The organism is Candidatus Binatia bacterium (genome assembly GCA_035631035.1).
GTDB lineage: Bacteria > Eisenbacteria > RBG-16-71-46 > SZUA-252 > SZUA-252 > DASQJL01.
The window spans coordinates 38,349-64,773 of record DASQJL010000073.1; the positions used below are offsets into that span (position 1 = coordinate 38,349).

General features: G+C 70.3%; 22 protein-coding genes. 7 read left to right on the forward strand and 15 right to left on the reverse strand.

What is annotated here, in order from left to right:
* Positions 1-114: 114 nt before the first annotated feature.
* The 3 genes from VE326_07965 to VE326_07975 form a co-directional block, all read right to left on the reverse strand.
* The gene (locus VE326_07965) at positions 115-900 is read right to left on the reverse strand and encodes a PEP-CTERM sorting domain-containing protein (protein ID HYJ33139.1); all 786 of its coding nucleotides are present in this window, start codon (positions 898-900) and stop codon (positions 115-117) included.
* A 234-nt stretch (positions 901-1,134) separates the two neighbouring features.
* Positions 1,135-2,454, reverse strand: coding sequence for a tetratricopeptide repeat protein (locus VE326_07970; GenBank protein ID HYJ33140.1), 1,320 nt, complete (start codon positions 2,452-2,454; stop codon positions 1,135-1,137).
* A 203-nt stretch (positions 2,455-2,657) separates the two neighbouring features.
* On the reverse strand, positions 2,658-3,509 hold the full coding sequence (locus VE326_07975) for a hypothetical protein (GenBank protein ID HYJ33141.1): 852 nt from the start codon (positions 3,507-3,509) through the stop codon (positions 2,658-2,660).
* Between the two features lie 53 nt (positions 3,510-3,562).
* Between VE326_07975 and VE326_07980 the strand changes: the two genes are divergently transcribed.
* Positions 3,563-5,242 (forward strand): SpoIIE family protein phosphatase, encoded by a 1,680-nt coding sequence (locus VE326_07980; GenBank protein HYJ33142.1) that lies wholly within the window; start codon positions 3,563-3,565, stop codon positions 5,240-5,242.
* A gap of 6 nt (positions 5,243-5,248) precedes the next feature.
* Here VE326_07980 and VE326_07985 read toward each other — a convergent pair whose 3' ends face one another.
* The 3 genes from VE326_07985 to VE326_07995 form a co-directional block, all read right to left on the reverse strand.
* Positions 5,249-6,142: a hypothetical protein gene (locus tag VE326_07985; protein ID HYJ33143.1), complete on the reverse strand. Its 894-nt coding sequence runs from the start codon at positions 6,140-6,142 to the stop codon at positions 5,249-5,251.
* Positions 6,143-6,442: 300 nt separating this feature from the next.
* On the reverse strand, positions 6,443-7,843 hold the full coding sequence (locus VE326_07990; protein HYJ33144.1) for a sigma-54 dependent transcriptional regulator: 1,401 nt from the start codon (positions 7,841-7,843) through the stop codon (positions 6,443-6,445).
* A gap of 3 nt (positions 7,844-7,846) precedes the next feature.
* Positions 7,847-9,232 carry an ATP-binding protein gene (locus VE326_07995; GenBank protein ID HYJ33145.1) on the reverse strand — a complete coding sequence of 462 codons (1,386 nt, stop codon included), beginning with the start codon at positions 9,230-9,232 and terminating at the stop codon, positions 7,847-7,849.
* Between the two features lie 47 nt (positions 9,233-9,279).
* Here VE326_07995 and VE326_08000 point away from each other — a divergent pair, with 47 nt between their 5' ends.
* From VE326_08000 to VE326_08015, 4 genes are read left to right on the forward strand one after another with little or no spacing between them, the layout of a single operon-like run.
* Positions 9,280-10,077, forward strand: a complete 798-nt coding sequence (locus VE326_08000) for a sulfite exporter TauE/SafE family protein (GenBank protein ID HYJ33146.1) — start codon at positions 9,280-9,282, stop codon at positions 10,075-10,077.
* On the forward strand, positions 10,074-11,849 hold the full coding sequence (locus VE326_08005) for a DUF885 domain-containing protein (protein ID HYJ33147.1): 1,776 nt from the start codon (positions 10,074-10,076) through the stop codon (positions 11,847-11,849). Before VE326_08000 ends, VE326_08005 begins: the two co-directional genes overlap by 4 nt.
* A 17-nt stretch (positions 11,850-11,866) precedes the next feature.
* Positions 11,867-12,883 carry a D-2-hydroxyacid dehydrogenase gene (locus VE326_08010; protein HYJ33148.1) on the forward strand — a complete coding sequence of 339 codons (1,017 nt, stop codon included), beginning with the start codon at positions 11,867-11,869 and terminating at the stop codon, positions 12,881-12,883.
* On the forward strand, positions 12,883-13,635 hold the full coding sequence (locus VE326_08015; protein HYJ33149.1) for a gamma-glutamyl-gamma-aminobutyrate hydrolase family protein: 753 nt from the start codon (positions 12,883-12,885) through the stop codon (positions 13,633-13,635). The genes VE326_08010 and VE326_08015 overlap by 1 nt, the downstream gene beginning before the upstream one ends.
* Here VE326_08015 and VE326_08020 read toward each other — a convergent pair.
* The gene (locus VE326_08020) at positions 13,550-14,143 is read right to left on the reverse strand and encodes a DinB family protein (GenBank protein HYJ33150.1); all 594 of its coding nucleotides are present in this window, start codon (positions 14,141-14,143) and stop codon (positions 13,550-13,552) included. The two genes, VE326_08015 and VE326_08020, sit on opposite strands and share 86 nt — an antisense overlap.
* Before the next feature lie 31 nt (positions 14,144-14,174).
* Complete coding sequence (locus VE326_08025; protein HYJ33151.1) at positions 14,175-14,564, reverse strand: cupredoxin domain-containing protein; 390 nt, start codon at positions 14,562-14,564, stop codon at positions 14,175-14,177.
* A gap of 268 nt (positions 14,565-14,832) precedes the next feature.
* Here VE326_08025 and VE326_08030 point away from each other — a divergent pair, with 268 nt between their 5' ends.
* Positions 14,833-15,627 (forward strand): c-type cytochrome, encoded by a 795-nt coding sequence (locus VE326_08030; GenBank protein ID HYJ33152.1) that lies wholly within the window; start codon positions 14,833-14,835, stop codon positions 15,625-15,627.
* Positions 15,624-16,979: a hypothetical protein gene (locus VE326_08035; protein HYJ33153.1), complete on the forward strand. Its 1,356-nt coding sequence runs from the start codon at positions 15,624-15,626 to the stop codon at positions 16,977-16,979. Before VE326_08030 ends, VE326_08035 begins: the two co-directional genes overlap by 4 nt.
* Positions 16,980-16,986: 7 nt before the next feature.
* Here the strand turns inward: VE326_08035 and VE326_08040 are convergent, their stop codons facing one another.
* From VE326_08040 to VE326_08070, 7 genes are all read right to left on the reverse strand, one after another.
* Positions 16,987-17,334 carry a cupredoxin domain-containing protein gene (locus VE326_08040; protein HYJ33154.1) on the reverse strand — a complete coding sequence of 116 codons (348 nt, stop codon included), beginning with the start codon at positions 17,332-17,334 and terminating at the stop codon, positions 16,987-16,989.
* Positions 17,331-20,495 carry a CusA/CzcA family heavy metal efflux RND transporter gene (locus VE326_08045; GenBank protein HYJ33155.1) on the reverse strand — a complete coding sequence of 1,055 codons (3,165 nt, stop codon included), beginning with the start codon at positions 20,493-20,495 and terminating at the stop codon, positions 17,331-17,333. Before VE326_08045 ends, VE326_08040 begins: the two co-directional genes overlap by 4 nt.
* 10 nt (positions 20,496-20,505) lie before the next feature.
* On the reverse strand, positions 20,506-22,086 hold the full coding sequence (locus tag VE326_08050; GenBank protein ID HYJ33156.1) for an efflux RND transporter periplasmic adaptor subunit: 1,581 nt from the start codon (positions 22,084-22,086) through the stop codon (positions 20,506-20,508).
* Positions 22,083-23,393 carry a TolC family protein gene (locus tag VE326_08055; protein HYJ33157.1) on the reverse strand — a complete coding sequence of 437 codons (1,311 nt, stop codon included), beginning with the start codon at positions 23,391-23,393 and terminating at the stop codon, positions 22,083-22,085. Before VE326_08055 ends, VE326_08050 begins: the two co-directional genes overlap by 4 nt.
* 130 nt (positions 23,394-23,523) lie before the next feature.
* The gene (locus VE326_08060; GenBank protein ID HYJ33158.1) at positions 23,524-23,913 is read right to left on the reverse strand and encodes a hypothetical protein; all 390 of its coding nucleotides are present in this window, start codon (positions 23,911-23,913) and stop codon (positions 23,524-23,526) included.
* A 135-nt stretch (positions 23,914-24,048) separates the two neighbouring features.
* Complete coding sequence (locus tag VE326_08065) at positions 24,049-24,921, reverse strand: DNA-formamidopyrimidine glycosylase family protein (protein HYJ33159.1); 873 nt, start codon at positions 24,919-24,921, stop codon at positions 24,049-24,051.
* A gap of 20 nt (positions 24,922-24,941) precedes the next feature.
* Positions 24,942-26,425: methyltransferase (locus tag VE326_08070; protein HYJ33160.1), on the reverse strand; the 1,484-nt coding region annotated here is incomplete at its 5' end.

Below are 26,425 nucleotides of genomic sequence, written 5' to 3' on the forward strand. Positions count from 1 at the left end.
CGGCTAATGTAGATAGCTTGTCCCGGAATGGTACCACACTCGAGGGGGGAAAAGAAAGCGGCGAGGCGGTGAGAAGCACCGCCTCGCCGGGGAGTACCGACTTTGCTTTCGAGCTTACTTCTTGCGCATCCGGGTCGCGGCCAGACCAAGGAGTCCGGTTCCGAGGATCATGACCGTGCTGGGCTCGGGAAGCGACGGCGGAGGAGGAGCCGTGCCAAGAGCGGCCGACCACTCTTCGAAACCATCGTCGGAGGTGAGGTCAGCTTCCATTCCCGTCGTAGCGCCCATCTGGGTGTAGAAGTAGATCTGATCCGTGGAGCTGGCACCGGCGAAGTACGACGTCGGGATGAGCACCTGAGCATCGTCGCCACCGCTACCGGTGTTGAGATTGTAGTTCAAGTACACCGTCTGATCGGTCGTGCCATCCAGGTTGTACCGGAGCACGCCACCCGCGCTCACCACGTCCGTCGTCGACGTGAGCGAACCGGAGCCCGCCAGCGTGTAGATCTTCAGCTGGTCGAGCGAGAGGTACTGCTTGCCATCCGTAGCGACCTCGTTGATGTCGACGCTGAACTGGTAGTAGTTCACGCCGCCAACGTTGATCACCGCGAGCTGGCCCAGCGTGACGCTGTGGGTCCAGATGCCGCCCACGTCGTCATACGTTGCATTCGCGTTGCCGTCCGTGTTCAACCCCTCTTCGGTCGGGGAGTTGTGGAGACGGAGGAACGGATTGTACACGCCCGTGCCGGTCGGATCCGTGCTCAGCTGAGTCCAGATCGTTCCGTCGGCGGACGTCGCAGTCGCGTCCTGAGTGGTGAGATCGATCGGCGGAAACGCGAACGCCGCCGACGCGCCGAGGAGTAGCCCCGCGGCGCCGAGGAAGAGCACCTTACGAATCATTCGGTAACCCCCTAGATGCATTGCGCGAACAGTCGGGGATGAATGCCCACGCCACCGGACTTAACGCCGCACTCCCGGTACAACCCCCCCAGGCCGGGAAAGTGGCGCTGGAAAAAACCGCTTACACCTGAGCAAACAGATTGTAGCAGGTGACACCGTGCGAATCAACTGCAAAATTCACGGACCGTTTGGATTGCACTACCCAATGAGGATAGTCAGGCAGGCCCGACGTGTCTAGCGCATTAGGGCGTCTTTTTGCTGTCGGACCTCTGCCAGCGCCGGCGAATTGGGGAAATTCTCCAGGAACAGCTGAAGATATCCCGCCGCCCGGTCCCGCTGCCCGTTGGCCGCCGCGACGCGGGCACCATCCACAAGTGCTTGGGCCGTATAGGGATTACGCGGATGGTGTGCAGCCATGTCATCCACGGCGGCCAACGCCTTGTCCCATTGTTTGAGGACCAGGTGCCCCCGGATGATGTTGTACCGGCACAGGGGGGCGAAGACGGAGGTTGAATCGGTGACGATCATGCTCTCGTAGACCGTGATTGCGCGAGCGAGTGCGGCGGCGGCCGCCGCCTGATCCCCACGCGCCGCGTAACGCGTCGCGATCGTGATCGGCGCCTCCACCGCGGCCTGAGTGCGCGGATATTTCACGGGAATCGACTCCAGCGTCGCTTTCGCCTGGTCCCATGCGCCGGTCTGCTCCTCGAGCATCGCCTCCCGAAAGAGCGCGGCGGGTGCCACGTCCAGATTGCGCGGGTAGAGGGCGACGACTTCGCGATAGGTGGCCAGCGCGGCAGGGAACTGCTTGTTCCCCTCACGGTACACGGCCGCGTCGAACAGCGCCCGCGGCGCGAGGTTGTGCTTCGGAAACTCACGCGCAAACGCGTCGAGCATGGCAATCCCACGAGGATCGGTCGGGTGCGACATGAGCTCGATCTTGGCGCGCGAATAGCGCAGCTCCGGCGTGAGCGCCTTGAGATCCGGATGCGCGGCCACCAACTTCTCGAGGGCGGTCACCTGCTCCAAGGCGTCGGGCGATCGCCGGAGCTCGAGATCGGTGCGTACGATCCGCGCGCGGATGAGGGCTTCGAGCATCGGCTCGCGTGGCTTCTCGAGAAGACCTTTGAAATAGCCGTTGCCATAGTCCAGCTCTCGTTGCGCGCCCGCCTCGTCGCCACGTTCCCGCCGCAGCTGCGCCATGAGCTCGGGCACACCCAGGATTTCGTCCTCCTGCGATGTCCCCTTGGGCGGCGGCACGGGCTCGTAGCGGCGGAGCATCGCCCGCATCCGCTCCACGGCTTCGTTGGTGCGGCCCAACGCGCGGAGCGTCCCGGCCGCGACGAAGTCCGCCTGGCGCAGCGTCATCGTGTCGCCTTCGGCGTGCTGCTCCATCCAACGCCCATCTTCGAGCGCGAGGTCCGGACGGTTCGCCATCGAGGCGAATCGCGCGGCCTGCGTCTGCGCCGCGGCCACGAGCTGAAGCGCTTCCCGTCCGATCCGCTTCTCCCGGTCGCTTCCCCGCAGGAATGGAGGGTGGGCGGCATCGCGCACGCGTAGATAGTCCCCGCGGAGACGAAGAAGGCCCACGGAGTCGGGATGGCTTCTCCCCAGAAACGCCTCGGTCTCCGCTTTCTTCGCCTGGTAGATCGCCTGCTCGACACGGTACCGCTCGGCACGGCGGTCGGCCGTGCCGCACCCCGCCGCGATGACCGCCGTTGTGAGGAGCAGCAGGAGACGGACGTCCGCGCGGGTCGTCATGACGCCTCCGCCTGGCGGGCCTGGTAGAAGCGCGCCGCCGCGCTATAGATGAAGAAGGTCGCGAGCATGCTGAGGATGGCATAGAGGCCGATCAGCACGCCGATGATCTCGGGGCGGATCTGGGTCACGAGAAACGACCCCATCACTTGTAGAACGAGCAGGATCGCCGCGGCGGGAAGCGAGAGCCCGATCACCACGAGGAAGGTCGGGAAGAAGTTCGCGAGCCCCTCCCGAAGTCCCCCGCCGAACGCGCTCCCGAAGCCCCGCCCCGGCTGCACTGCCGTCACGGGGATGTAGACGAAGAGGCTCCAGATCGCATACCCGACCAGCATTCCGAGAACGGTGACGCCCATCGAGCTGGCGAAACCGCTGCGCAGGACGGCCCGAATGGCCTTCAGCACCGCCGGCTGGTTGAGGACGAATTGCCATCCCAGGATCAGCGCCTCGCACAGCACGGCCGCGACCAGCACGGCGAAGAACGCCTGCTTGAGCCGCGCACCCGTCGCCGTCGCGGGGAACGCCGCCGGATCGATCGGCCGCAGCACCCGGATCAGGGCCAGCGGGATCAGCACGCTCCCCGCGAACGCATAGAGCACGGCCTCGACGTTGGTCATCAGCGTCGGCAGGAAGGCGTAGAAGATGGGGTAGTGGAGCACCCGGTCGCCGGTCATGCGGTTGGCGAGCCATCCGGCGGAGGCCATGCCCCACGCCGTGCCCAGGTTCATCGCGAGGAACAGGACGACCAGCTCCGCCGCGAGGATCCAGGCGAAGGGAGCGAATTCGTGAAAACGGAAACTGCCGAGCGCCTCCAGCGCCGCGGCGCGTATCGTGCGGGTGTCGCGCGCCATATTCCTCCCGATCCGTGTTGATTCCGAGGGGTGAAGGCTGGAGACTACCGCGCATGCATGGTGAGGGCCAGTACCTTGTCGTCCGGCGGGGCGGCACCGAAGGCGAGCGGGTTGCGCTCGATCCGGCGTCGGCCGTCACGCTCGGCCGCTCCCGCGAGAACACGGTGGTCCTGACGGACGCCTCGGTCTCGCGCGAGCACGCGCGCATCTTCCACCGGGAGGGCTCCTGGTGGGTGGAGGACCAGGGGAGCAAGAACGGGACGAAGGTGAACGGCCGCCGGATCGAGAAGGCCTCCCCGCTGACGCCCGGCGACATGCTCCAGCTCGGCAACTTCCAGGTGGCGTTCTCCGCGAGCGGGAGCCAGGTCACGGCGCGCGTGGCCGACGTGGCCGGGCCGGCCACCCTGCGGTCGATCAAGGTCGAGGAGTTCGAGACCGGGGTGGACACCCGCTCCCTCGGGGCCGGCCTGGCTCCCGAGCGGGTGGGCGCGTTCCTGCGCGCCATCGACAAGGTAGGCCAGGCGCTCCTCGCCCATCGCACGGTGGACGAGCTCTTCGCGTTCGTCGTCGAACTGGCGAGCGACGTGCTGCGCGCGGACCGCACCGCCCTTCTCCTGCGCGATCCGAACTCTGACGCGCTGGTCGCCAAGGCGGTGAAGCAGGCGGCCGGGAGTGAGGGGGACATCGTGGTCAGCCGGAGCATCGCGCGCGCCGCGATCGAGCAGAAGCAGGCGCTCCTCACGGGCGACGCGCAGAGCGACACCCGCTTCCGGGAACAGCAGAGCGTGATCCAGCAGCGGATCCACTCGGCGATGTGCGCTCCCCTCTGGCACGACGACCGGGTGCTCGGACTCATCTACGTCGACAACGTCGCCGCGCCGGCGCCCTTCGAGGAGAGCGACCTCCGCCTGCTCACGCTGATCGCGCACTTGACCGCGGTCAAGGTGCGCGAGACGGAGCAGTACGAGGCGGTGGAGCGCGCGGGAAGGCTGGCCGAGGAGCTCCGGCGCGCCGCGACGATGCAGCAGAACCTGCTTCCGCCCGAGCCGGTCCGCGAAGGGATCGTCGTGGTGGCCGGGAAGAACATCCCCTCCTTCGACGTCGGCGGCGACTACTTCGATTTCATCCCCGCCGAGGACGGGTGCCTGGTCGTGGGATTGGGCGACGTGGCCGGCAAGGGGATGGCGGCCGCGATGCTGATGATGAACCTCCAGGCTTCCGTGCGCGCGCAGGTCGAGACGGGGCGCCCGCTGGCCGACGTGATGGCCCGCCTGAACCGCTCCATCCACCACAGCGTGCGCGGGCTCCGCTTCGTCACGCTCTTCGTGGCGCGGATCGACACCCGGAGCGGCGCGGTGAACTACGTGAACGGCGGCCACAACCCGCCGTACGTCATGCGCGCCTCGGGGGAAATGGAGACCTTGAACGCGGGCGGGCTCCTCCTGGGCATGTTCCCCGAGGCCGAGTACGAGGAAGGCACGATCGCGCTCCGCCCGGGAGATCTGCTGGTCGCCTACAGCGACGGGGTGACGGAAGCGCGGGCGCCCGCGAAGGCGGGCGAGGAGTTCGGCGAGGAGTTCGGGGAGGAGCGGCTGGTGGAGTTCCTTCAGGCCTCGCGCGATCTGCCGGCCGAGACCCTGGTCGAGCGGCTGATCGCGCGCATCCAGGAGTTCAGCGGACCCGCCCAGCTCGCCGACGACGTGACGGTCGCCGCGGTGCGGCTCGGCTCGTAGCGAGCCTCAGTCGCTCTGGTTGGTCGCGAGCCGGTTGGCTTCCATCGCCCGCTGGAGATGGCGCTCGACCAGCTTCGAGTGGAGCAGCGTGTCGCGGTAGGCGTTTCTCGTGAAGGAATCGCGCGCGCGGGCCAGCTGGAGCTCGGCGTCGCGCTCCAGGCGCAGCGCCCGCGCTGCCGGCCTCGACCCCATCTCCTTCCTCGTCTCGACCAACACCCGCTCCGCCCGGCGAAGCGCGCGGCGCGCCGTGTCCCGCGGGACCGGCAGGTCCGCGCACTGGCGGAGCAGGTCGACGACGCCGTTGCGCACGTCGCGCGTCTGCCCAAAGGCGCCCCGAACGTAGCCGTTCTTGTAGAGGCGCCGCGCGTTCTCCTGCCTTTCTTGAAGCCCCTTCAGCATGAGGCGCTGGCGCGACGAGGAGGCGGCTTCCACGATGTCCTTCCCCCGTTCCAGCGCGTCGTCGGTCTGGTCCAGCGCGCGCCCCACGACCTCGGGGTCGTTCTCGGGCGGGCCGGCCTGGATCAAGGCGCTCTTCAAGTAGGCGCGCGCCTCGAGGGTGAGGCGGTTGGCGCGCGCGTAGAAGCTCTGCCCGCTCGCCTCGCGGGCCTCGGTCTGGCGCTCCCGCGCGTTACGCAGGTCCGAGCGCGACTTGTCGCTGGCGCTCCGGCGCACGCGCCCCTCCGAGCCGGCGATCATGGCGTCCGTGCGCAGGATCTCGCGCGCCACGCGGTCTCCCTCGGTGAGACGCTGGGCGCTGGGGGCGGGGCCGAACGAGGAGGCGGGCGGCAGGTAGGGGCCGTACAGCTCGTCGGTGCTAAGCGCCGAAGGCGAGGACGCCGGCAGGAACAGGGCCGCGGCAGCCAGAAGAGCAGGCAGAATCCGGGCGTGTTCGCGGCGCATGGGTCCTCGCGTCAAGGCTGGGCTGTTCGGTCGGCATCCATCGATCGTTCCGGCATGGCGGGAATAAACGATGCAAACGGCACGCCACGTATAGGGTTACCGCGTCCGAATCGGCAACGGGTGCCAAACCTCGTTTACAGGATGAAGTTACCCCGGGCGTTCGCGGCCATGGCGATGCGAGGCCGGGGTCCGGGTCGAGCGCCGATGGACGGGAACGTACCTTCGTCTGTACGGAACGGTCCGGAGCGCGCGGAGCGATGGCCGTTCGCCATGCCGGGGTGCGCCACGGCACAGCACCACCTATCCCTGTTCCGAAGGCTCCGGCTCGGCGGCGCCGATCGGGATGGAGTGGCTCTCCATCCGGGAATAGAGGGCGCGGCGGGAGATGCCAAGGAGTGATGCCGCCTTCGTCTTGTTCCCCTGCGCCCGCTCGAGGGCCTCGAGGATCATCTTCCGCTCCATCTGGTCCAGGCTGAGTCCCATGGAGAGGAGGTCGGCGCCGTCGTGGGCGGCACGCGGACGGTCGTGCGGGAAGTGGGATCGGAGAATCGGCCCCTTCCCCGCCAGGATACAGGCACGCTCGATCAGGTTCTGCAGCTCGCGGATGTTCCCGGGGTAGTCGTAGTTCACCAGGAATTCCAGCGCCTCGGACGCGAGCGCGTCGGGGGTCCGCTCCTGGTGGATCAGGAAGTGGTTCACCAGGGGGTGGATGTCCTCGCGCCGCTCCCGCAGCGGGACGAGCCGGATCGGGAAGACGTTCAGCCGGTAGTAGAGATCCTCGCGGAAGCGCCCGTCGTGGATCATGTCCTCGAGGTTCCGGTTCGTCGCGGCCAGGATCCGCACGTCGGCGCGCCGCATCTCCTCGCCTCCGACGCGGACGTAGATATGGTCCTGCAGGAAGCGCAGCAGCTTGACCTGGATGCTCTGCGGCAGCTCGCCGATCTCGTCGAGGAAGACGGTCCCGCCGTCGGCCACCTCGAAGCGCCCCGGCTTGGTCCGGATGGCGCCGGTGAAGGCGCCCCGCTCGTGGCCGAACAGCTCCGATTCGAGCAGGGTCTCGGGGAGCGCGCCGCAGTTCACGGGGATGAAGGGAGCCTCGCAGCGATGGCTCGCCGCGTGGATCGCCTGCGCGTAGACCTCCTTCCCCGTCCCGCTCTCGCCCGTCAGCAGGACGCTCGCGTCGGTGGGCGCCACGCGCTGCGCCAGGTTCAGCGCCTCGCGAATCGCGGGGCTCGATCCCACGATCGTCTCGAAGCGGTGAAGGTGGATCTGCTCCTGAAGGCTCTCGATCCGGCCGCGCAGCACGGTGGATTCCTGGCGGAGCTTCCGGTGGTCCAGCACCTGGCGCACCCGGACCGGCAGTTCCTCGAGGAGGTTGTCCTTGAGGATGTAGTCGGCCGCCCCCTCCTTCATCATCTGGACCGCCTCGCGCGCGTCGCCGAAGGCGGTCATGAGGATCACGTCGGGCTGGGTGGCCAGGGAACGGGCGTGCCGGAAGACCTCGGCGCCGCTCGCGCCGGGCATCCGCATGTCGGAGACGACCAGATCGAAGGGGCGGGCCTGCAGCTCGTGGATGGCGGCGTCGCCGCCGAGGGCGACGGCCACGTCGTAGCCGGCCTCGGAGAGCGTCGCCTCGATGAGGCGGCAGAGGTTCTCCTTGTCCTCGGCGACCAGGATGCGTTCCAGGGTGCGTTGCGCCATCCGTTACAAGGCCTCGGCCGGCAGACGAATTTCGAACAGGGCGCCCCCCGACGGGGCGCTCCCCACTGTAACCGATCCGCCGTGCTCCGTGACGATTCGATCCACGAACGCCAGTCCCAGGCCAGTCCCCGTCGCCCGCGTCGTGTAGAACGGCTCGAAGATCTTGTTCCGGATCGCCTTGGGGACCCCCGGGCCGGTATCTTCAAACTGAATGCGGGCTTCCCCCTTCTTGCCCTGCACCCGAACGCGCAGACGCCCACCGTCCTTCATGACGTCGCGCGCATTCAGGGCCAGGTTCAGGAAGACGTGGTGCATCGCCGAAGGATCTCCCTCGACCATCATCTCCGGGGCGTCCCACTCGTATTCCAGGGACACCTTGGACCGGTCCAGCTCCACGCGAAGGATGTCGATGGAGCGCTCCAGCACCGGCCGGAGCTCGAAATCCACCGACTCTCCCTTCGGGCGCCGGGAGAGATCGAGGAAGTTCTGGACCACGGTGCCCATCCGGCTCACCTCCTCGTCGATCATCGCCAATAACTCCGCCCGCTGCGCCTGGTTCAGGTTTTCGTACTTCTGGAGGCGCTGGGAGGCGCCCCGGAGCACCGCGAGCGGGTTTCGGATCTCGTGCGCGACGCCCGCGGCCACCTGTCCCACCGAGGCGAGGAGGTCGGTGTGGCGCAGGTTCTCCTCGATCCGGTTCAGATGCCCCACCGTCCTCTGATACCCCGCCCAGATCAGAACGATCAGGAGCGATGCGAACAGGGCGGCTCCGAACAGGGACGTCCGGATCGCCTCGAGCGGCCGGAACGCGCGCGATCCCCCCTCCACCACGACGGCGCCCAGCACCTGGCCGTCCTCGTCCACGACCGGGGCGTAGCCCGACCGGAGGTACTGGCGGTCCTTTTCGTAGAGCGGCGAGTGGGAAGGCTCGCCGATGAGAGCGGTCGCGAGCGAAGCGGGGTCCAGCGTGAGCACGTCCCGCTCGAAGCCGAACGGCTCCTTGAGGCGCAGCAGCACGTGGGAGGAACGGTCGACCAGGAGGACGTTCGACGCCTCCGCTCCCTCGGCCAGGCGGCTCCAGGCCGCGCGCACCTTGTCGGAGGCCTCGATCGCGTCCATCTGGACGACGAAGTCGGTGACCGAGTCCTGAACGGCGGCCGCCGAGTCCCGGACCGCCGCTCCGAGCGAGCGGATCTGCTCGGGCCGGACCAGGAGCGCCGCGATCTGCGCGGTGCCCTCCAGCCGCTTCCCCAGCTCCACGTCCAGCATCGCCTGGGAGGTCCGGATGGAGTAGAAGACGGTGCCGTTGATGACGAGCACCAGCGCCCCGATGAACCCGAGCGTCCAGTAGACGCGCGGGCGGGTTCGGTGCCGCTCGAGAAAGAACATCAGCCGAGCCGGGGGCCGGCGTGTGCTAGGTTAGCCATCCGAACGACATGATACGGCATCCGCTGTTGCTGACGGCTTCGCTCGGCGCGGCCGCCGGCGCCCTGGGCGGGATGATGGGCGTGGGAGGAGGCATCCTCCTGGTGCCGCTTTTGGTCCACGTGATGCGCGAGCCGCAGCACGAGGCGCAGGCGGTCTCGCTCGCGTTCATCATCGCGACCGCGGCGGTCGCGGTCGTTCCGTACCTGGCGCGCGAGCGGCTGGACCTGGGCCTGGCGGCGCTCCTCGCCGCGGGAGCGCTCCCCGGCGTCGTGGCCGGCGCGCGCACGGCCGCGCGGATGAGCGCGCTCTGGCTGCGCCGCGCGTTCGGGATCGCCGTCCTCGCGACCGCGATCCGGATCCTCGTGGCGCCGCCGATTCCTTTGGGAGCGGCGATGCCCTGGCCGTGGCCGTTCGAGGTGGGACTGGGGCTGGGCGTCGGGTTCCTGGCCGGACTCCTCGGAATCGGCGGAGGGACGATCCTGGTCCCCGTGCTCACCCTGGTGCAGCGGATGCCGCAGCACGCCGCCCAGGGACTCTCGCTCCTCCTGATCGTGCCCGTGGGGCTGGTCGGCGTGGTCACCTACGCGCGCGGGGGGAAGCTGCCGGCGAAGCTCCTTCCGGGGCTTCTGGCCGGCGGAGCGCTCGGCGGGCTGGTCGGCGCGGTGCTGGCACAGGGCATCGGGGGGCGCTCGCTCGCGCGGATGTTCGCGGTGTTCCTGGTCGTCGTCTCGATGCAGATGATCTTCAGCAGGCCCCGGCCGCGGACGCGCGCCTCGGGCGACCCCATTTCCGGAGGCCCGTCATGATCCGCCGTTCGTTCGTCCCGTCCCTCGCGGCCCTGCTCCTTCTCCTTGCCGCGCCGCTCTCCGGCGCGCGCGCCGAGGCCACCACGGCTGCCAAGCCCCACAAGGCAGCCAGGCCCGGAACACCTGGCGCCGAGCAGGTCCGCTTCGAGAAGCTCCTCGAGCAGTCGATGCGGGAGCGGTTCGCCGCCAATCCCTCGTACGCCACGTACATGGGCGTCCACGACTTCGACACGCGGCTCGAGAACACGTCGAAAGCCGCGATCGACGCCGAGGCGGCCTCGATGCACCGCGCGCTCGCCGCCCTCGCGACGATCGACAGGGCGAAGCTCGACGCCGACGCGCGGATCGACTACGACCTCTTCGCCAGCGATCTCAACGGCCGCCTCTTCCGGATGACCGAGCTTCGCGACTGGGAGAAGGATCCGGGCACCTACGGCTACGGCTGGGGGATCGGGAATCTGATCGCGCGGAACTTCGCGCCTCCCAAGACGCGCCTCCGGGCGGTGATCGCGCGGCTCCGCCAGGTCCCGCGGCAGCTGGACAACGGCCGCGCCAACGTGAAGAACCCCCCCGAGCTGCTCGCGCGCTTCTCCGCGGAGGACCTCGAGGGGCTGGTGGCCTACCTCGACACCGACGTGCCCCGCGCGTTCGCCTCGGTGAAGGACGCCGCGCTCTGGAAGGAATACGACGCGGCCAAGCTCGACGCCCAGAAAGCGACGCGCGCCTACGTGAAGTGGATCCGCGACGAGCTGATCCCGAACGCGCACGGCAGCTACGTGCTCGGCGAGGACGCGTTCCGGAAGCGGCTCCACTACGAAGAGATGATCGACGTGCCGATCGATTCGCTCCTTTCCATCGGCATGCGCGAGCTCTACCGCCTGGAGGCGCGGTACGAGGACGCGGCCGGGCGCGTGGCGCCGGGCGCGCCGGTCGAGATGGTCGAGGGGATGATGCGCAGCGACCACCCCTCCAAGGACAAGCTGCTCGACGAGGTTCGCGCGCTGCTCAACGACATCCGCGACTACTGCATCGAATCGAACTTCATCCCGATCCCCGCCGGCGTGCCGCTCACGGTGCGCGCGACGCCGGTGTACGAAGCGAGCCGCTCCTTCGCCTCGTTCGACGGGCCCGGCCCCCTCGAGACGAAGGCGCGCGACTCCTACTACAACATCTCCCTTCCGGCCGCCGGCTGGGATTCGGCGCGCGTCGAGCAGCATCTCCAGGCCTACAGCCGGTGGACCCTCGCCTCGGTCTCGATCCACGAGTGCTACCCCGGCCACTACGTGCACTCGCTCTACATGCGGGAGGCGCCGACCTACGCGCGAAAGACGATGGGGTGCAGCTCCTTCGCCGAGGGATGGGGCCTCTATACCGAAGAGGCGCTGTTCGATCACGGCTACGCCCGCGGCGACGCCATGAAGGAGTTCGGCATGCTCCGCTGGGCGCTGGTCCGGTCCTGCCGGCTCCAGGTCGGGATCCGCGTCCACACGCGCGGCATGACGATGGACGAGGCGACGCAGTTCTTCATGGACCACGCGCACATGGAGCGCGCGAACGCCCAGCAGGAGGCCTATCGCGCCGCCTTCGATCCGCTCTACGTCGTCTACACGATCGGCGCCATGCAGATCCGAAAGCTCCGCGACGACGTCCGCGCCAAGGAGGGCGCCTCGTTCGATCTCGCCCACTTCCACGAGCGGATCCTCTCCGAGGGATCGCTGCCGGTCGCGCTGCTCCGGCGCATCCTCCTGAACGACGAAGGGCCCTCGCTATAGCCCGGACGGCGGAGCTCTTGATCGCGCTGCAGAGCGCCCCGGCCTGGACCATTCCCGACCAGGCCGTGGAGGCGCTCCGCCGCGACTTCCCCTCGGTGCGCGTGGAGAACGCGCGGGATGACGCCGCGATCGAGGCGGCCATCGAGCGCGCGGAGATCCTCTTCTGCTGGGGCCTCGGGGACGCGGTCTTCGCGCGCGCCCGATCGCTCCGCTGGCTGCATGCGCCCGCCGCCGGCGTCGGCGCCTACCTCACCCCCTCGATCCGCGCCCAGGCGCCCCGCATCACCAACTCCCGCGGCGTGCACGCGATCCCGATCGCCGAGCACGTCATGGGGATGCTGCTCTCCCTGGCGCGCGACCTGCCGCGCGCCGCGCGCCAGCAGGCCACCGGGGCGATGGACCGCGAGAGCTGGTTCTCGCTCCCCGAGGTGCCGCGGGAGCTGGCGGGCCGCACCCTGGGCCTCTACGGCTACGGGGCGATCGCGCGCGAGACGGCGCGCCGCGCGCTCGCGTTCGGGATGCGGGTCGTGGCGCTGAAGCGGGATCCCGCGCCCCGGACGTGGGATCCCGGCCTCCTCGACACGATCGGCCTCCCGCGGGAGGAGCCGGCGCTCGCCGCCGTGTACGGCCCCGGAGACTTCGACCGCTTCCTCGAGGAGTCGGACGCGATCGTGATCTCCGCGGCGCTCACCGAGGAGACCGAGGGGCGCTTCGACGCGCGCGCGCTCGCGCGCATGCGGCCCGGGTCCTGGCTGGTGAACATCGCGCGGGGGAAGATCGTCCGCGAGGCGGACCTGGTGGAGGCGCTCCGGGCCGGCCGCCCCGCGGCCGCCGCGCTCGACGTGTTCGAGCGCGAGCCCTTGCCGCCGGAGAGCCCTCTTTATACGCTGAACAACGTGATCCTGACGCCGCACGTGTCCGGCCTCTCGACCGGCTACTGGCCGCGCTCGATGGCCCTCTTCCGGGCGAACCTCGGACGCTGGCTGGACGGAAGGCCGCTCTGGAACGAAGTGGATCCGGCACGAGGATATTGATGGCCAAGCCGCTGATCGGCATCACGCCCAACATTCGCGACACGAAGAACCGCGGGACCGAGCACGTGGTGCTCTCCCAGTACGTCGCGATGATCGCCGAGGCGGGAGCGATCCCCCTCATCGTGCCGGCCGTCTCCACCGCCGCGGAGGCGCGCGAGGTGCTGGCGCGCCTCGACGGCCTCCTCATGACGGGCGGCAAGGACATCGAGGCGGAGCGGTACGGCCAGGAGACGCGCGATCGCGAGCGTCTGGCCCACGCCGACCGCGTCGCGTCCGATTTCGCCTACGCGGCGGCCACGCTGGAGCTGGAGCGCCCCACGCTGGGGGTCTGTCTGGGAACGCAGGTGATGAACGTGGCGGGGCGGGGCACCCTGCACCAGCATCTGCCCGAGGACCTGCCCGGCGCGGCGGAGCACGAGGACGACGATGAGGGAGGTTCTCCCGATCACGACGTCGTGATCGAGCCGGGAAGCCGCCTTCGCGAGCTCCTGGGCGTGGCGCGCGCGCGCGTGAACAGCTATCACCATCAGGCGATCGCGAGCGTGGCGCCGGGGTGGCGCGTCGGGGCGCGCGCCGTGGACGGCGTGATCGAGGCGATCGAGCGGGAGGACCGCCCCTTCTACCTCGGCGTCCAGTGGCACCCGGAGCGGATGCGCGGCTCCGAGGTCACGCGGCGGCTCGCCGCCGCGCTCGTGGACGCAGCGCGCGGGGCGCCCGCACGGTCCAGCCGTACTTCTTCCGGATCGCCATGATCTGATCCAGGTGGTTCAGGTCGTGCCCCGCGATCAGCTCCAGCGTTCGCCGCACCGTCTCCTTCCCCCGCTCGGAATGCATCCCGTACCGCGTCCACCAGCTCCGCGGCACCCCCGTCACGAGCTCGAGGTTCACTTCGCGCAGCTGCCGGATCCGGCGGAGCAGCGCCGCCGTGCTCACGCGCCGTCCGCGGAACGTCTTCGCCCATCCGGCCTGGTCGTAGCCCTGGATCGGCGAGCCCGATTCACAGAGCGCCATCCGGTAGCGGTAGCCGTAGACCACCTCGGTGTCGAGGAGGTGCCCCAGGATGTCCGCGATCGACCATTTCCCCGGAGCCGGCCGGCGCCGAAGCTGAGCGGTCGTGAGTCCGCCGACCGCGCGTTCCAGGCGGCCGGCGTGTCCCCGCATCAGCCGGATGGGATCCCGGCCGGCGCGGTAGGCTTCGGTTTTCCGAACGTAGGCGACGATCTCGGGCGTGATTCGGATGCGACGTTGGGAACGCGTCACTCCTCCTCCTTTCGGTTCGCGGGCGGGAGCGCTACTGCGCGACGGCGACCACCTCGCCGGTGACCATCTTCATCCCGCACGCGAACGGGATGTTCGTGTTCACCGTGCCGAGGCCGATCCGCACCGGCTGATTCAGCGGCAGGTCGAGGTGCGCGCCGTTGCCGTTGATCACGATGTCCTTGGCGCAGGTGCGGTCGGTGATCCGCGTGAAGACCAGCGTCGCGTTGGATCCCTTCACGACTTCGATCCGCGCGGGCTCGAATCCGTGCTCGGTCACCTGGATCGGCACGTCCTTGTTCCCCGGCGGCGCCTTCACCGTCTTCGGCTCCTTCTTGGACGAGCATCCGCCCGCCAGCGCCAGCGTCATGGCGAGAAGGACGGCCACCCGGCGCGCCTCCCGCCCCTTCCACGCATTCCTCATGGACACGACTCCTTTCGCGCCCGGCCGAAGCCGGGATCGTCACCGGGGTCCCGCGCGCCGTCCCAGCCGGCTCCGTTCGAGTCCCCTGCCCCTTCCCCCATGCCTGGAGAGCATCGCACAGACGAGGCGGACAGGCGAGGGGGCGGCCCGGCGCCCACCCCGCCTCTTGTCGCGGACGCGGTGAACCGTGACAATCCCGCTCGGACGATCCGGCCGGAGTCCGCGGACTTCCGGCCATGACGACCGGGACCCGCCGCGAGGAGCCGCGATGAGACGTGCCGTGACCCTGCTCGTGATCGCCGCCGCCGCCGTGGGAATCGGCGCGGCGCTCTCCATCTTCCGCCCCCACCTGCCGGCCGCCGAGCGCGGCCGGCGTCTCGCCGAGTCGATGGGCTGCTTCGGCTGCCACGGTCCCGGCGGCACGCGCGGCGCGATGAACCCGGGCCGCACCGACAAGACCGTTCCCAATTTCGAGGGGGACGTGATGATGTTCGCCTCGGGCGCCGCCGAGATTCACGAGTGGATCCATGACGGCGTCACGGCCAGGCGGCAGCAGAGCGCCACATGGCGCGCCCAGCGCGAGAGCGGCATCCTCAAGATGCCCGCGTTCCGGGGGAACGTGTCCGAGGACCGGATAGCCGACTTGGTCGCCTACGTCATGGCCATGTCCGGGAGCCCCTCGCCCGAGGACTCGATCGCGGCGCGCGGCCTGGAGCGCGCCGACAGCCTGGGCTGCACCGGCTGCCATGGCGCCGGGGGCCGGCTGGCGCGCGCCAATCCGGGATCGCTCAAGGGCTACGTCCCCTCGTGGGACGGGGCCGACTTCCCCGACCTGGTTCGGAGCCGCGACGAATTCAAGGACTGGGTCGAGGACGGAGTCAGCGACCGGTTCGAGCACGACGCGCTCGCGCAATTCTTCCTTCGCCGCGCCGTCCTCAAGATGCCGGCCTTCGAGAAGCACCTCCAGCCGGGCGACGTGGATGCGCTCTGGGCCTACGTTCAGTGGCTGCGGTCCGCCGAGGGCAGTCCCCTGGCCCACGGGACCCACGAAGCGTCGCGATGAGAAGGGTCCGCGCGTCGATCGGGGCCGCGGCGGCGTTCGCTGCGATGGCCGCCGCCGCGCCAGGGCCGGCGCAGATGCACGACCACGCGTCGATGCACGACCACCCGATGCCCGCCGACTCGGCCGCGGCGATGCCGATGGACCACGAGATGCCGATGGACCACGCGATGCCGATGCACGGGCACGCGGCGATGACCGGACTCTACGGGTCCTACCCCATGACGCGCGAGGCGTCGGGCACCTCGTGGCAGCCGGATCGGGCGCGCCACCTGGGCGTCCACCGGATGGCCGGGCGCTGGATGCTGATGCTGCACGGCTTCGCCGACCTGGTCGCCGACGATCAGGGAGGTCCGCGCGGCGACGAGAAGCGGTTCGGTGCCAACATGATCATGGGAATGGCGCGGCGGGATCTCGGGCCCGGACGGCTCGGAGTACGCGCGATGCTCTCGGCCGAGCCCGCGACGATCGGGAAGAAGGGCTATCCGCTGCTCCTCCAGACCGGCGAGACCTCGGACGGCCGCACGCCGCTCATCGACCGGCAGCACCCCCACGATCTCTTCATGGAGCTCTCGCTCAGCTACAGCCTCTCGAGCGGGAGCCGCTCGGTCTTTCTCTACGGCGGACTCCCCGGCGAGCCCGCGCTCGGGCCCCCCGCCTTCATGCACCGTTTCTCGGGTGCGGCCTTTCCCCAGGCTCCGATCACCCACCACTGGCTGGACTCGTCGCACATCACGTTCGGCGTGCTGACGGCGGGAGCGGTGGCGGGCGCGTGGAAGGTGGAGGCCTCGGCGTTCCGGGGCCGCGAGCCCGACGAGAACCGCTGGGACGTCGAGACACCGAAGCTCGATTCGCACGCCTTCCGCCTGTCGTGGAACCCGACCCCGGCGCTCGCCCTCCAGGCGAGCCGCGGGCGGCTGAAGGGTCCCGAGTCCCTCGAGCCGGGGATCGACGTCGATCGCACGACCGCTTCGGCGATCTGGGCGGCGGATCTGAAACCGGGACACGCGGAGGTCACGGCGGCGTGGGGGCGGAATCGGGACCGGCCGGGTCCCGCGCTGGATGCCTTCACCGCCGAGGCGGCGCTGGAGATCGCCGGACGGCACACCGTCTTCGCGCGCGCCGAACGGGTCGAGAAGAACGAGCTCGTTCCCGAGGGTGATCCGCGCGCCGGGACCGTCTACGACGTGGGCTCGTGGAGCGGCGGGTACCGCTTCGATCTCTGGAAGCGCGGACACGCCGCGGCGGGGATCGGGATCCTCGCGACGGTCGCCGCCGTTCCCGCCGGGCTGCGCGGCGATTACGGAACGGACCCCAGGTCGACGATGTTGTTCGCGCGCGTGACGCTTCGCTAGACCGAAGTCACTGAACCCGCAGCGTGCCGGACACCATCTCCATCCCGCACGCGTACTTGATGGCTCCCCTCTTCTCCGGCGTGAAGGTGATCGCGACCGGCTGATTCAGCGGAAGCGCACGCCGGATGTGCTGGTCGGGAATGACGATCTCCTTGGCGCACGTCTCGTCCGTGGTGCGCGTCACGAGCAGGACGACCGGAACGCCGTTCTTGACCTTGAGCTCGGACGGGACGAATCCGGCGTCGGTCACCGAGACCTTCACGGTCTGCGGCGCGGCTTGCGAGGAGCGCTGACAGCCGCCCGCGACGACGACGAGCACGGCGAGGACGAGGGCGGCGAGCAGGATGCGTTTCATCGTGGATCTCCTTGGGGTGCTGCGGATGAAGCCGGACCGGTCGAACGCTCCGGCAGGCGGCGGCCCTTCCACCCCGCGTAGATCGCGGGATAGACGACCAGCTCGAGAAGGAACGACGTGATCACCCCCCCGGCCATCGGGGCGGCGATGCGCTTCATGACGTCGGCCCCGCTTCCCTGTCCGAAGAGGATCGGGAGGAGGCCGAAGAGGATGGCGCAGACGGTCATCATCTTCGGGCGGATGCGATGCGCGGCGCCCTCGACGATGGCCTCGGCCAGGTCCGCGCGATCGCGGAGCGCCCCGCGCGCTTCCCGCTCGCGATGCGCGAGCTTCAGGTAGAGCAGCATCACCACGCCGGTCTCCGCGTCGAGCCCCGCGAGCGCGATCATCCCCACCCAGACGGCCACGCTCAGGTGGTAGCCCAGGATCCAGAGGATCCAGATCGCGCCGACCAGCGAGAAGGGGACGGCGAGCATGACGAGGGAGGACTCGGCGACCGAGCGCGTGTTGAACCAGAGCAGCCCGAAGACGAGGAGGAGCGTGATCGGGACCACCAGCATGAGCCGCGCGGCGGCGCGCTCGTAGTACTTGAACTGTCCCGACCAGTCGAGCCGGTAGCGCGGAGGCAGGGCCACGCGCTTCGCGACGGCCTCCTTCGCGTCGTGCACGTACTGCGCGAGCGGCCGGCCCGCGACGTCCACCGAGACGAGTCCGAACAGCTGACCGTCCTCCTCCTGGATCATGGGGGGACCGGTGCGGAACTGGAGCTTCGCCAGCTGGGCCAGCGGGACCTGCTCCCCCGTCATCGTGGGCACCAGGATCCGGCCCAGCGCGTCCGGGTCCTCTCGGAAGCCGCGCGCGTACCGGACGTTGATGGGATAGCGCTCGCGCCCCTCCACCGCCTGAGAGACCGGCATCCCTCCGACCGCGGTTTCGATCACGTCCTGCACGTCCTCGACCGTCAGCCCGTACCGCGCGGCCTCCGCCCGGTCGATGTCGAAGTCGAGGAAGAGCCCTCCCATGATCCGCTCGGCGAAGGCGCTCCGCGTGCCGGGCACGTCCTGCAGCGCGCGCTCCACCTGGACGGCGAGCCGCTCGATCGTGGCGAGGTCGGGCCCGTAGACCTTGACCCCGACCGCGCTCCGGACGCCCGTCGCGAGCATCTCGTTCCGCGTCTGGATCGGCATCCACCAGACATTGGGCATGCCGGGCACGCGGACCCGGCGGTCCATGTCGGCGATGAGGCCCTCCCAGGTCATCCCCGGCCGCCACTGGGATTCGGGCTTCAGCGTGACCACCGTCTCGACCATCGACATCGGCGCGGGGTCGGTCGCGGTCCTGGCGCGGCCGATCTTTCCGAAGACCGTCGCGACCTCGGGGATCTCCTTGAGCTTCTGATCCATGTACTGCAGCACGCGACCCGCCTCGGTGGCCGACATGCCGGGGGGCGCGGTGGGCATGTGGAGAATGGTCCCCTCGTTCAGGGGCGGCATGAACTCGCTCCCGAGCCGCAGGTAGACCGGGATGGTCGAAAGGACGAGAAGCACGGCCCCCAGCACGACCCAGCGGCGATGGCGGACCGAGAAGCGCACGACCGGCGCGTAGGCGTTCACCAGGCGCCGGCTGATCGGGTGGTCGCGCTCCGGCCGGATCCTTCCCCGGATGAACCAGGCGGCGAGCGCCGGGGTGAGCGTGACCGCGAGAAGGGCCGCGAAGAACATGGAGTAGGTCTTGGTGTAGGCGAGCGGCTTGAACAGCCGCCCCTCGGTCGCCTCGAGCGTGAAGATCGGGAGGAACGAGACGGTGATGACCATGAGCGCGAAGAAGACCGGACGGCCGACCTCCTGGAGCCCGCGGACGATGACCTCGGAGCGCGGCCCGGCCTTCCCGCCCGCCTCCCACGCCTCGAGCTTCTTGTGCACGTTCTCGACCATGATGATCGACGCGTCCACCATCGCCCCGATCGCCACCGCGATCCCGCCCAGCGACATGATGTTCGCCGTGAGCCCCTGTGCCTGCATGAGGATGAAGGAGAGGACCACGGCAATCGGCAGGGTGAGGATGGGGATGAGCGCGCTCCGGAAGTGGAACAGGAAGACGACGATCACGAGGCTGACGATCAGCATTTCCTGGAGCAGCTCGTGCCGGAGCGTTCGCACGGCGTTGTCGATCAGGGTCGACCGGTCATAGGTGACCACGAGCTGGATGCCGGGCGGAAACGCCCCCTTCACCTCCTCTAGGCGGCGCTTCACCCCCTGGATCACGCGCAGCGCGTTCTGCTTCTGCCGCATGATCACGATGCCGCCCACGACCTCGCCCCTGCCGTTCAGCTCCGCGATCCCCCGCCGGGGCTCGGGGCCGAGGTGAACCTCGCCCAGCTGCCCCACGGTCACCGGCACGCCGTCCTCCCCGACCTTGACCACGACCTGCTCCAGGTCCCGGGTGGAGTGGATGTAGCCGCGGCCGCGCACGAAGTACTCGTGCTCGGACATCTCGAGGACGTTGCCGCCGACGTCCTTGTTCGACCGGCGGATCGCCATGTCCACGTCGCGGAGCGAGAGTCGGTAGGACTCGAGCCGCCGCGGATCGAGATCCACCTGGTACTGGCGGACGAATCCGCCGACCGAGGCCACCTCGGCGACTCCGTCCACGCTCTGGAGCCAGTAGCGGAGGTACCAGTCCTGGAAGGAGCGGATCTGCGCGAGGTCGTTCTGCCCGGCCGTATCGACGAGGGCGTATTCGAACACCCAGCCCACGCCGGTCGCGTCGGGCCCCAGCTGCGGCGTCACCCCCTCGGGAAGGCGCCCCTGCAGCGAGGCGAGATACTCGAGCACGCGACTTCGCGCCCAGTAGACGTCCACGCCGTCCTTGAAGACGACGTAGACGAAGGAGTCGCCGATCATGCTGAGCCCGCGCACGTACTGCACGCCGGGCGCGGAGCGGAGGGCGGTGACGATGGGATAGGTGATCTGGTCCTCGACCAGGTCGGGGCTCCGCCCCATCCACTCGGTCGAGATGATGACCTGCGTGTCCGAGAGATCGGGGATCGCGTCGAGCGGCGTGTTCCGCAGGGCGCGGACTCCGAACAGGGCGGCGACCAGGGCCAGGGCGACGGTGAGGCCCCGGTTTCGAGCGCACCAGGCGATGCAGCGTGCGATCACGCGTTTCCTCCTACGGCGCCGATGTCGCGGCCCTGAGCTTGCTTTCGGCCGCGATCAGGAAATTGCCCGACGTGACGATCACGTCCCCGGGCCCGATACCGGACTTCACCTCCACGTCGTCCCCCGCCTTGGCGCCAAGCTCGACTTGCCGCGGCGCGAAGCCGGCGGCCCCCTGGTCGACGAACACGATGCTGCGATCCCCCTCGTAGAGCACCGCGCTCTGGGGGATGGCGAGGCGAACGCCGAGGTCGCGCTCCAGCGTGACGTCGACGAACATGCCGGGCTTCAGGTCGCCCCGCGCGTTGGGAACGGTCACGCGCACCTCTCCCGTGCGCGTGTTCGGGTCGAGGTAGGGCGTCACGTACGAGACGCGGCCGGCGCGCGTGCGCTCCGGCAGGAAGGGCGTCTCGATCACCGCGTTCATGCCCGCCCGGACCAGGGCCAGCTCGTACTGGTAGACGCTCGCGACCACCCAGACCGGGTGGACCGGCGCGATCTTGTAGAGCACCTGGCCGGCCATGAACGACGAGCCCTCGACCACGTTCTTCTCGACGACAACCCCGCCTGCGGGCGCGAGGATCGGGACCGCCTCGAGCGGCTTGCCCGAGCGCGCGATGGCGTCGATCTGCGCGGGGGTGATGTCCCAGAGGCGGAGCCGCTGGCGCGCGGCCTCCGCGAGCTCGGGATCAGCCCCGGCGCCGGGGGCGGCCGCGCCGGAGCCCATCCCCGGCATCCCCGGCGCCCCGGCGGAGGGAACCGCGCGAAGCGCCTGGAGGAATTCCTGCTGCGCGGAGAAGAGCTCGGGGCTGTACACCGAGACGAGCGGTTCCCCCTGCCGGACCACCTGCCCGGCATAGTTCACCTGGATGCGACGCACCCACCCCGAGAACTTGAGCGAGACCTCGCTCCGGCGCGTTTCGTCGTAGGTCACCCTGCCCGCGGCGCGGATCGTGGCCCGGATGGGACGGGGCGCGGCCACCGTGGTCCGGATGCCGATCGACTGGCGGCGCGTCGGGTCGAGCAGCACCGGGCCGAAGCCGGGAACGGCGGCCAGACCCGGCGTCGCGGAGCCGGGATTCGACGGCGCTCCGGAGGGCAGGGCCCCCGGCGGCGGCGTTCCGGCCACGAAGGTGAGCTGGTCGGTGCTGGTGCTCAGCCGCCAGGACGCCACGGCCTGCTCGCCTCCGGGAGCGCGGATCGCGAGGTTGAGGTCCCACTCGCCCGTCATGGCCAGCCCGTACCGGATCTCGTAGACGCCCGGCCGCGCTTCGGTGACGACCCCGCGGCTCTGCATGCGCGGCATCGTCCCCATCGCTTCCATGACCGAGGACATCTCGATCGTCGCGCCCTGGACCGGCTTCCCCGACGCGTCCCGGAGCGTGACCACCAGGCGGTTGTCGCCGACGACCGGGCGCGCGGGCCGGCTCTCGGCCGCCACTTGGAAGACGCCGATCCGTTGCGTTTCGCTCGTGGTCGCGACGGTGCTCTTCCGGGAGCAGCCGGCGGCCGCGACAAGGAGCATCGCCGCGGCCAGGGCGGCGAGCCGCAGGAGGCCTCTCGGGACGCGCGGCCCCGGATCGTTCGGCGTCATCGGGAGTCCTCCTCGCGCAGCGGCGCGGGTTCGAGGCCGATGGCGCGCTCGAGATCGGCGAGAGCCATGTGGACGGTTGCGATCGACTGGTAGCGGTCGAGCCGGGCCCGCGCGAGATCCCGCTCGGCCGTGAGGAGCGTCAGGAAGTCGGACCGGTTGGATTCATAGCCGGCGCGGACCGAGGCGAGCGCGCGCTCGGTGGCGGGAACGACCCGCGTCTCGATGATCTCCAGCTCGTGGCTGCTCTCCCGGACGCGCGCCCGGGCGATCTCGACCTGGGCGCGGATGGAGTCGGACTCCGCGATCCGCTCCTGCTCGGCGCGCCGAAGCTCCGCCCGCGCCGCGCGGACGCCCGCGCCGCTCCTGCCGAACCCGAGCGGAAGCGTCACGCCCGCGCCGACCATCGTGCGCCACTCGGGCACGTCCATCGTCCGGTCGTAGCGGCCGATCAGCATCAGCTCGGGAAGCCGCATGCGGCCCGCGGCGACAATCTCGGCCCGGCGCGCTTCGATCGCGGCCGCGTTCGCGCGCAGCTCGGGACGGTTGGCCGCGGCGGCGGCGAACGTTGTGTCCGCCAGCTGGTGGCCGATGTGGGGCAGATCGCGGGGCGGATCGGGAAAGGCGCGGTCGGTCTCGTCGTGGAGAAGGGCTCGCAGCCGCGCCTGGACCTCCCCGCGCGTGCGGCTGGCCGCGAAGAGCTGATGCTCCAGCATCCCCTGCTCGACGTCCGCCTGCAGGGCGTCCTGCTGCCCCACGGTCCCGGCCGCGTACTTCTGCAGCGCGACCCGGCGGAACTGGTCGAGGAGCCCCGCGATCTCGCGGTTCACCTCGATGCTGCGCGCCGCGAGATAGAGCTGGAAGTAGACCTCGCGCGTCATGCGGAGCATCTCCAGCCTCATGGCGCGATAGTCCTCGCGCATCGACCGGGCCATGGCGCGGGTCGCTTGCCCCATCGCGGCGCGCTGCCCGAAGAGCGGCACCATCTGCGAGACCTGGACCGACCAGCCCGGGCCGGCGGAAGAGCCGAAGCTTTGCGGAGCGACCATTCCCTCGACGCGGGGATCGTCCCAGGCGCCGGCCGCGTCCGCCCGCGCCTCCATCGCCTCCCACGCCGAGCGCATCGCGGCGAGCGAAGGGTTGCGGCTCAGGACGGCGCTCTCGAGCGAATTCAGATCGAGGCTCGAGGCCCCGAAGATCGAATCCAGGGGCGCGGGCGCCTCGGAGGGCTGCGCGGCGCGCGCGGAGGCGGCCGGCCAGGCGAGGGCCAGCGACAGGAGCAGCGGGTACAGCGGCGCGCGAAGGCGCATGCGATCACCACCTCGAATGGCTCGTGAACGGATTCCGGGCGCGCGAGCGCGCGCGGGCGAGCGACGACGGCCGGGAGCGGAGAGCGCGGCGTGACGCCGGCTCCGGCTCAACCGGTGGCGGTGATGCGCTTCAGATCAGGAGGATGGTGGTCCGGAGGAGCGGCGGCGAAGGGCCGGGCGGATCGGCCGCGACCGCCTGCGAGGCGCGCGGCGCCAGGACGGCGATCGCGACCCGGGCGGAGGGGAGAATGACGGCGGCCGCCGGGGCGCGGTCATCGCCGGGGCCTCCGCCGGGAACGAAGGTCGCGGGGTCGCGCTCGGCCAGAGTCGACGGCGCCGCGCAGCAGGAGCGATCGGCGGCCAGCGAGGCTTCCGCCGACGAAGGGGCGCCGGCGCAGCTCGGGCAGGCGGCCGTGTTCGCCCTCGGAAGCGCGCACGCCGCCCTCGCCAGGGGAACGAACGTCGATCCCAAGAGCAGGGCCAGCACGACCAGCGATCCGATGAGGCGTCTTGCGTTCATGTGCTCCTTCATACCCCGGGGCGGCGGTTCGGAGCCGCCTGACGTCGCTTACCATGCGGCCAGGGAACCCTTCCGCGCAAGGATACCTTGGTATCGGCCGACCCGCGACCGGCCTTCACAGCGCGGTACGCCCTTCTATTTCAACAGCTTGGACAGCCGCCTGTCCTTGAGCGGCGCCCCGCCGGTCTGGCACCCGGGACAGTAGAAGGTTTCGTGGTCGGCGTAGGAGATCCTCGCGATCACGCTCCCGCAGCGCGGGCACTTCGAGCCCGCGTGGTCGTGCACGACGTAGTGCTGGCTGGGCTCGCGCTGCGGCAGCTCTCCGGCGGCCGACTCACGAAGCAGCGCCGTCTGCCGCTCCAGCACCGCCCCGATCGCGGCGTGGAGCCGCCGCGCTTCGTCGTCGGTCACCTGGCCGGTCAGGCGGAGCGGCGAGAGCCGCGCTTCGTAGAGGATCTCGTCCGAGAGGCCGTTTCCGATCCCCGCGATCGCCCGCTGATCGGTGAGGAACGTCTTCAGCTGCCGGGACGACGCGCGGAGCGACGTGAGGAACCGCTCTTCCGAGAGCTCGCCGCGCGTGGGGTCGGGACCCACGGCCGCCAGCTCTTCGAGCGCGTCGGCGTCGTCGGTCAGCCACAGGCGCGCGCGCTTTTCCGTGCCGTGCTCGATCAGGAGCAGCGCCGACCCGTCATCGAACGCGATCCGCGCCGACCACGCCTTGCTCCCCGCGGGACGACGCGCCGGGCCGCCCGGCGCCGGCGGCGGCGCCAGGCGGAGCCTGCCCAGGCGCATCAGGTGGATCACGATCGCGCGCCGGGATTCGCACTCCAGCACGACGTACTTCCCGCGCCGCGAGGGCAGGCTCAGGAATTCGCCCGCGAACGACTCCGGCGGCACGGCGGTCCGGAGCAGCGCCGGCTGGCGGACCGCGATCGACTCGATGCGGCGCCCGGCGACTCCGGCCGCGAGGTTCTCGGCCAGGACTTCGAGGAACGGCAGCTCCGGCACGGAGGCGTGGCCCGGCGCGCCTACTCGAGGCGCGAGGCGACGATCAGCGTGCTCTGGAAGGGAGCGCCGAGCGGTCGGGTGGAGCGCACGGCGAAGCGCTCGCGCGCGAGCCACTCGGACACCTGCTCCACGCTCCAGGCGCGGCCGGAATCGAAGATCAGGTACATCCGAAGGCCGAAGAGTGCCTGCGGCACGGTCGGCATCCCCGGCCCGCTCGGCATCATGCCGTGCACGAGGAGGGTGCCTCCGGGACGGATCGCCTCCCAGGCCTTGCGCAGGAGCTCCAGCGCGGTCTCTTCCCCCTCGGTCTGCAGCACGTTCGAGAGGAGCAGCGTGTCCACGGGCCCGGGCAGCGGATCGCTCCGGTAATCGCCCGGGTAGAGCGCCACCGCGTCGTCGTACCCCTCCTCGCGGAGGATCTCGCGCGCCACGTCGATCGTGGGGGGCAGGTCGAACAGCGTGGCCCGGAGCTCGGGCGTGCGGCGCGCGTACTCGGCGGCGAAGATCCCCGATCCGCCCGCGACGTCGAGGAGCGTCGAGCCGGGCAGGAGCGGTGCCAACTCGGTGACGCGCCCCGCCGCCTCACGGCTCACCGTGTGCACGGCGCGGATGTAGCGCCGGACGCGCGCGGGATCGCCCTCCACGAGCGCTTCGCTGTTCAGCCGCACGCGGGGCGCGCCCTCGCGCACCGCGCGGGCGAGATCCCCCCAGGCGGCGTAGAGCTCGGCGGCGGCTTCGACCATCCCGGTCGCGCCCCCATCGGACGGGACCAGGTAGGTCGCGAGCTCGCGGGGAAGGACGTAGGTGGCGCCGTGACGGTGCAGGACCCCGAGCGCGACCAGGGCCTCGAGCAGCGTCTCCATCCCCCGCGGGTCGGCGTCCAGGCGACGCGCCAGATCGGCCGCGACCTGCGGCCGCTTGTGGACCTCGGGGAAGATGCCCAGCGAGTGCGCGGCGAGGAGCGCCGCCGACTGCTGGTAGCCCATGAGAATGCCCTGCAGCTTCGAAAGCGGCGGCTCTTCGGGAAGGGGCACGCCGCGAGGCGGCCCTTCGCCCGCGCTCTGCACGCCGGTGCGGTACGGCTTCGGACGGCGCTCGGGGCGCGCGGAGGGCGGACCCTGGAAGCGCTCGCGCGGCGGCGGATAGGGGGTCCGGTCGCGCTGCGCGGGATAGGAGGCACGGTCCCGCGGCGGATAGGGCCCGCGGTCGCGAGGCGCGTAGGGTGCGCCTCCACGCGGTCCGGCGGGGCGATCCTTACCGTAGGGCGCGCGGCCGGCCTGCGGCGGCCCGCCGGTGCGGTAGGGCGTGCGTTGCGGCGGGGCGCCCGGGTAGCGCGGCGCTCCCTGCGGCCGTGGCCCGCGCGGTCCGCTGTCGCGGGGGACGTACCGACCCGCTCCCCCCGGACGCGGTCCCATGGCGCGCGTCCCCGGAGGGCGGTTCTTGCGCTCGCGCGCCCGCTCCTCGGCCTGCTGGCGCATGAACTCGAGCTCTTCGGGAGGGATCC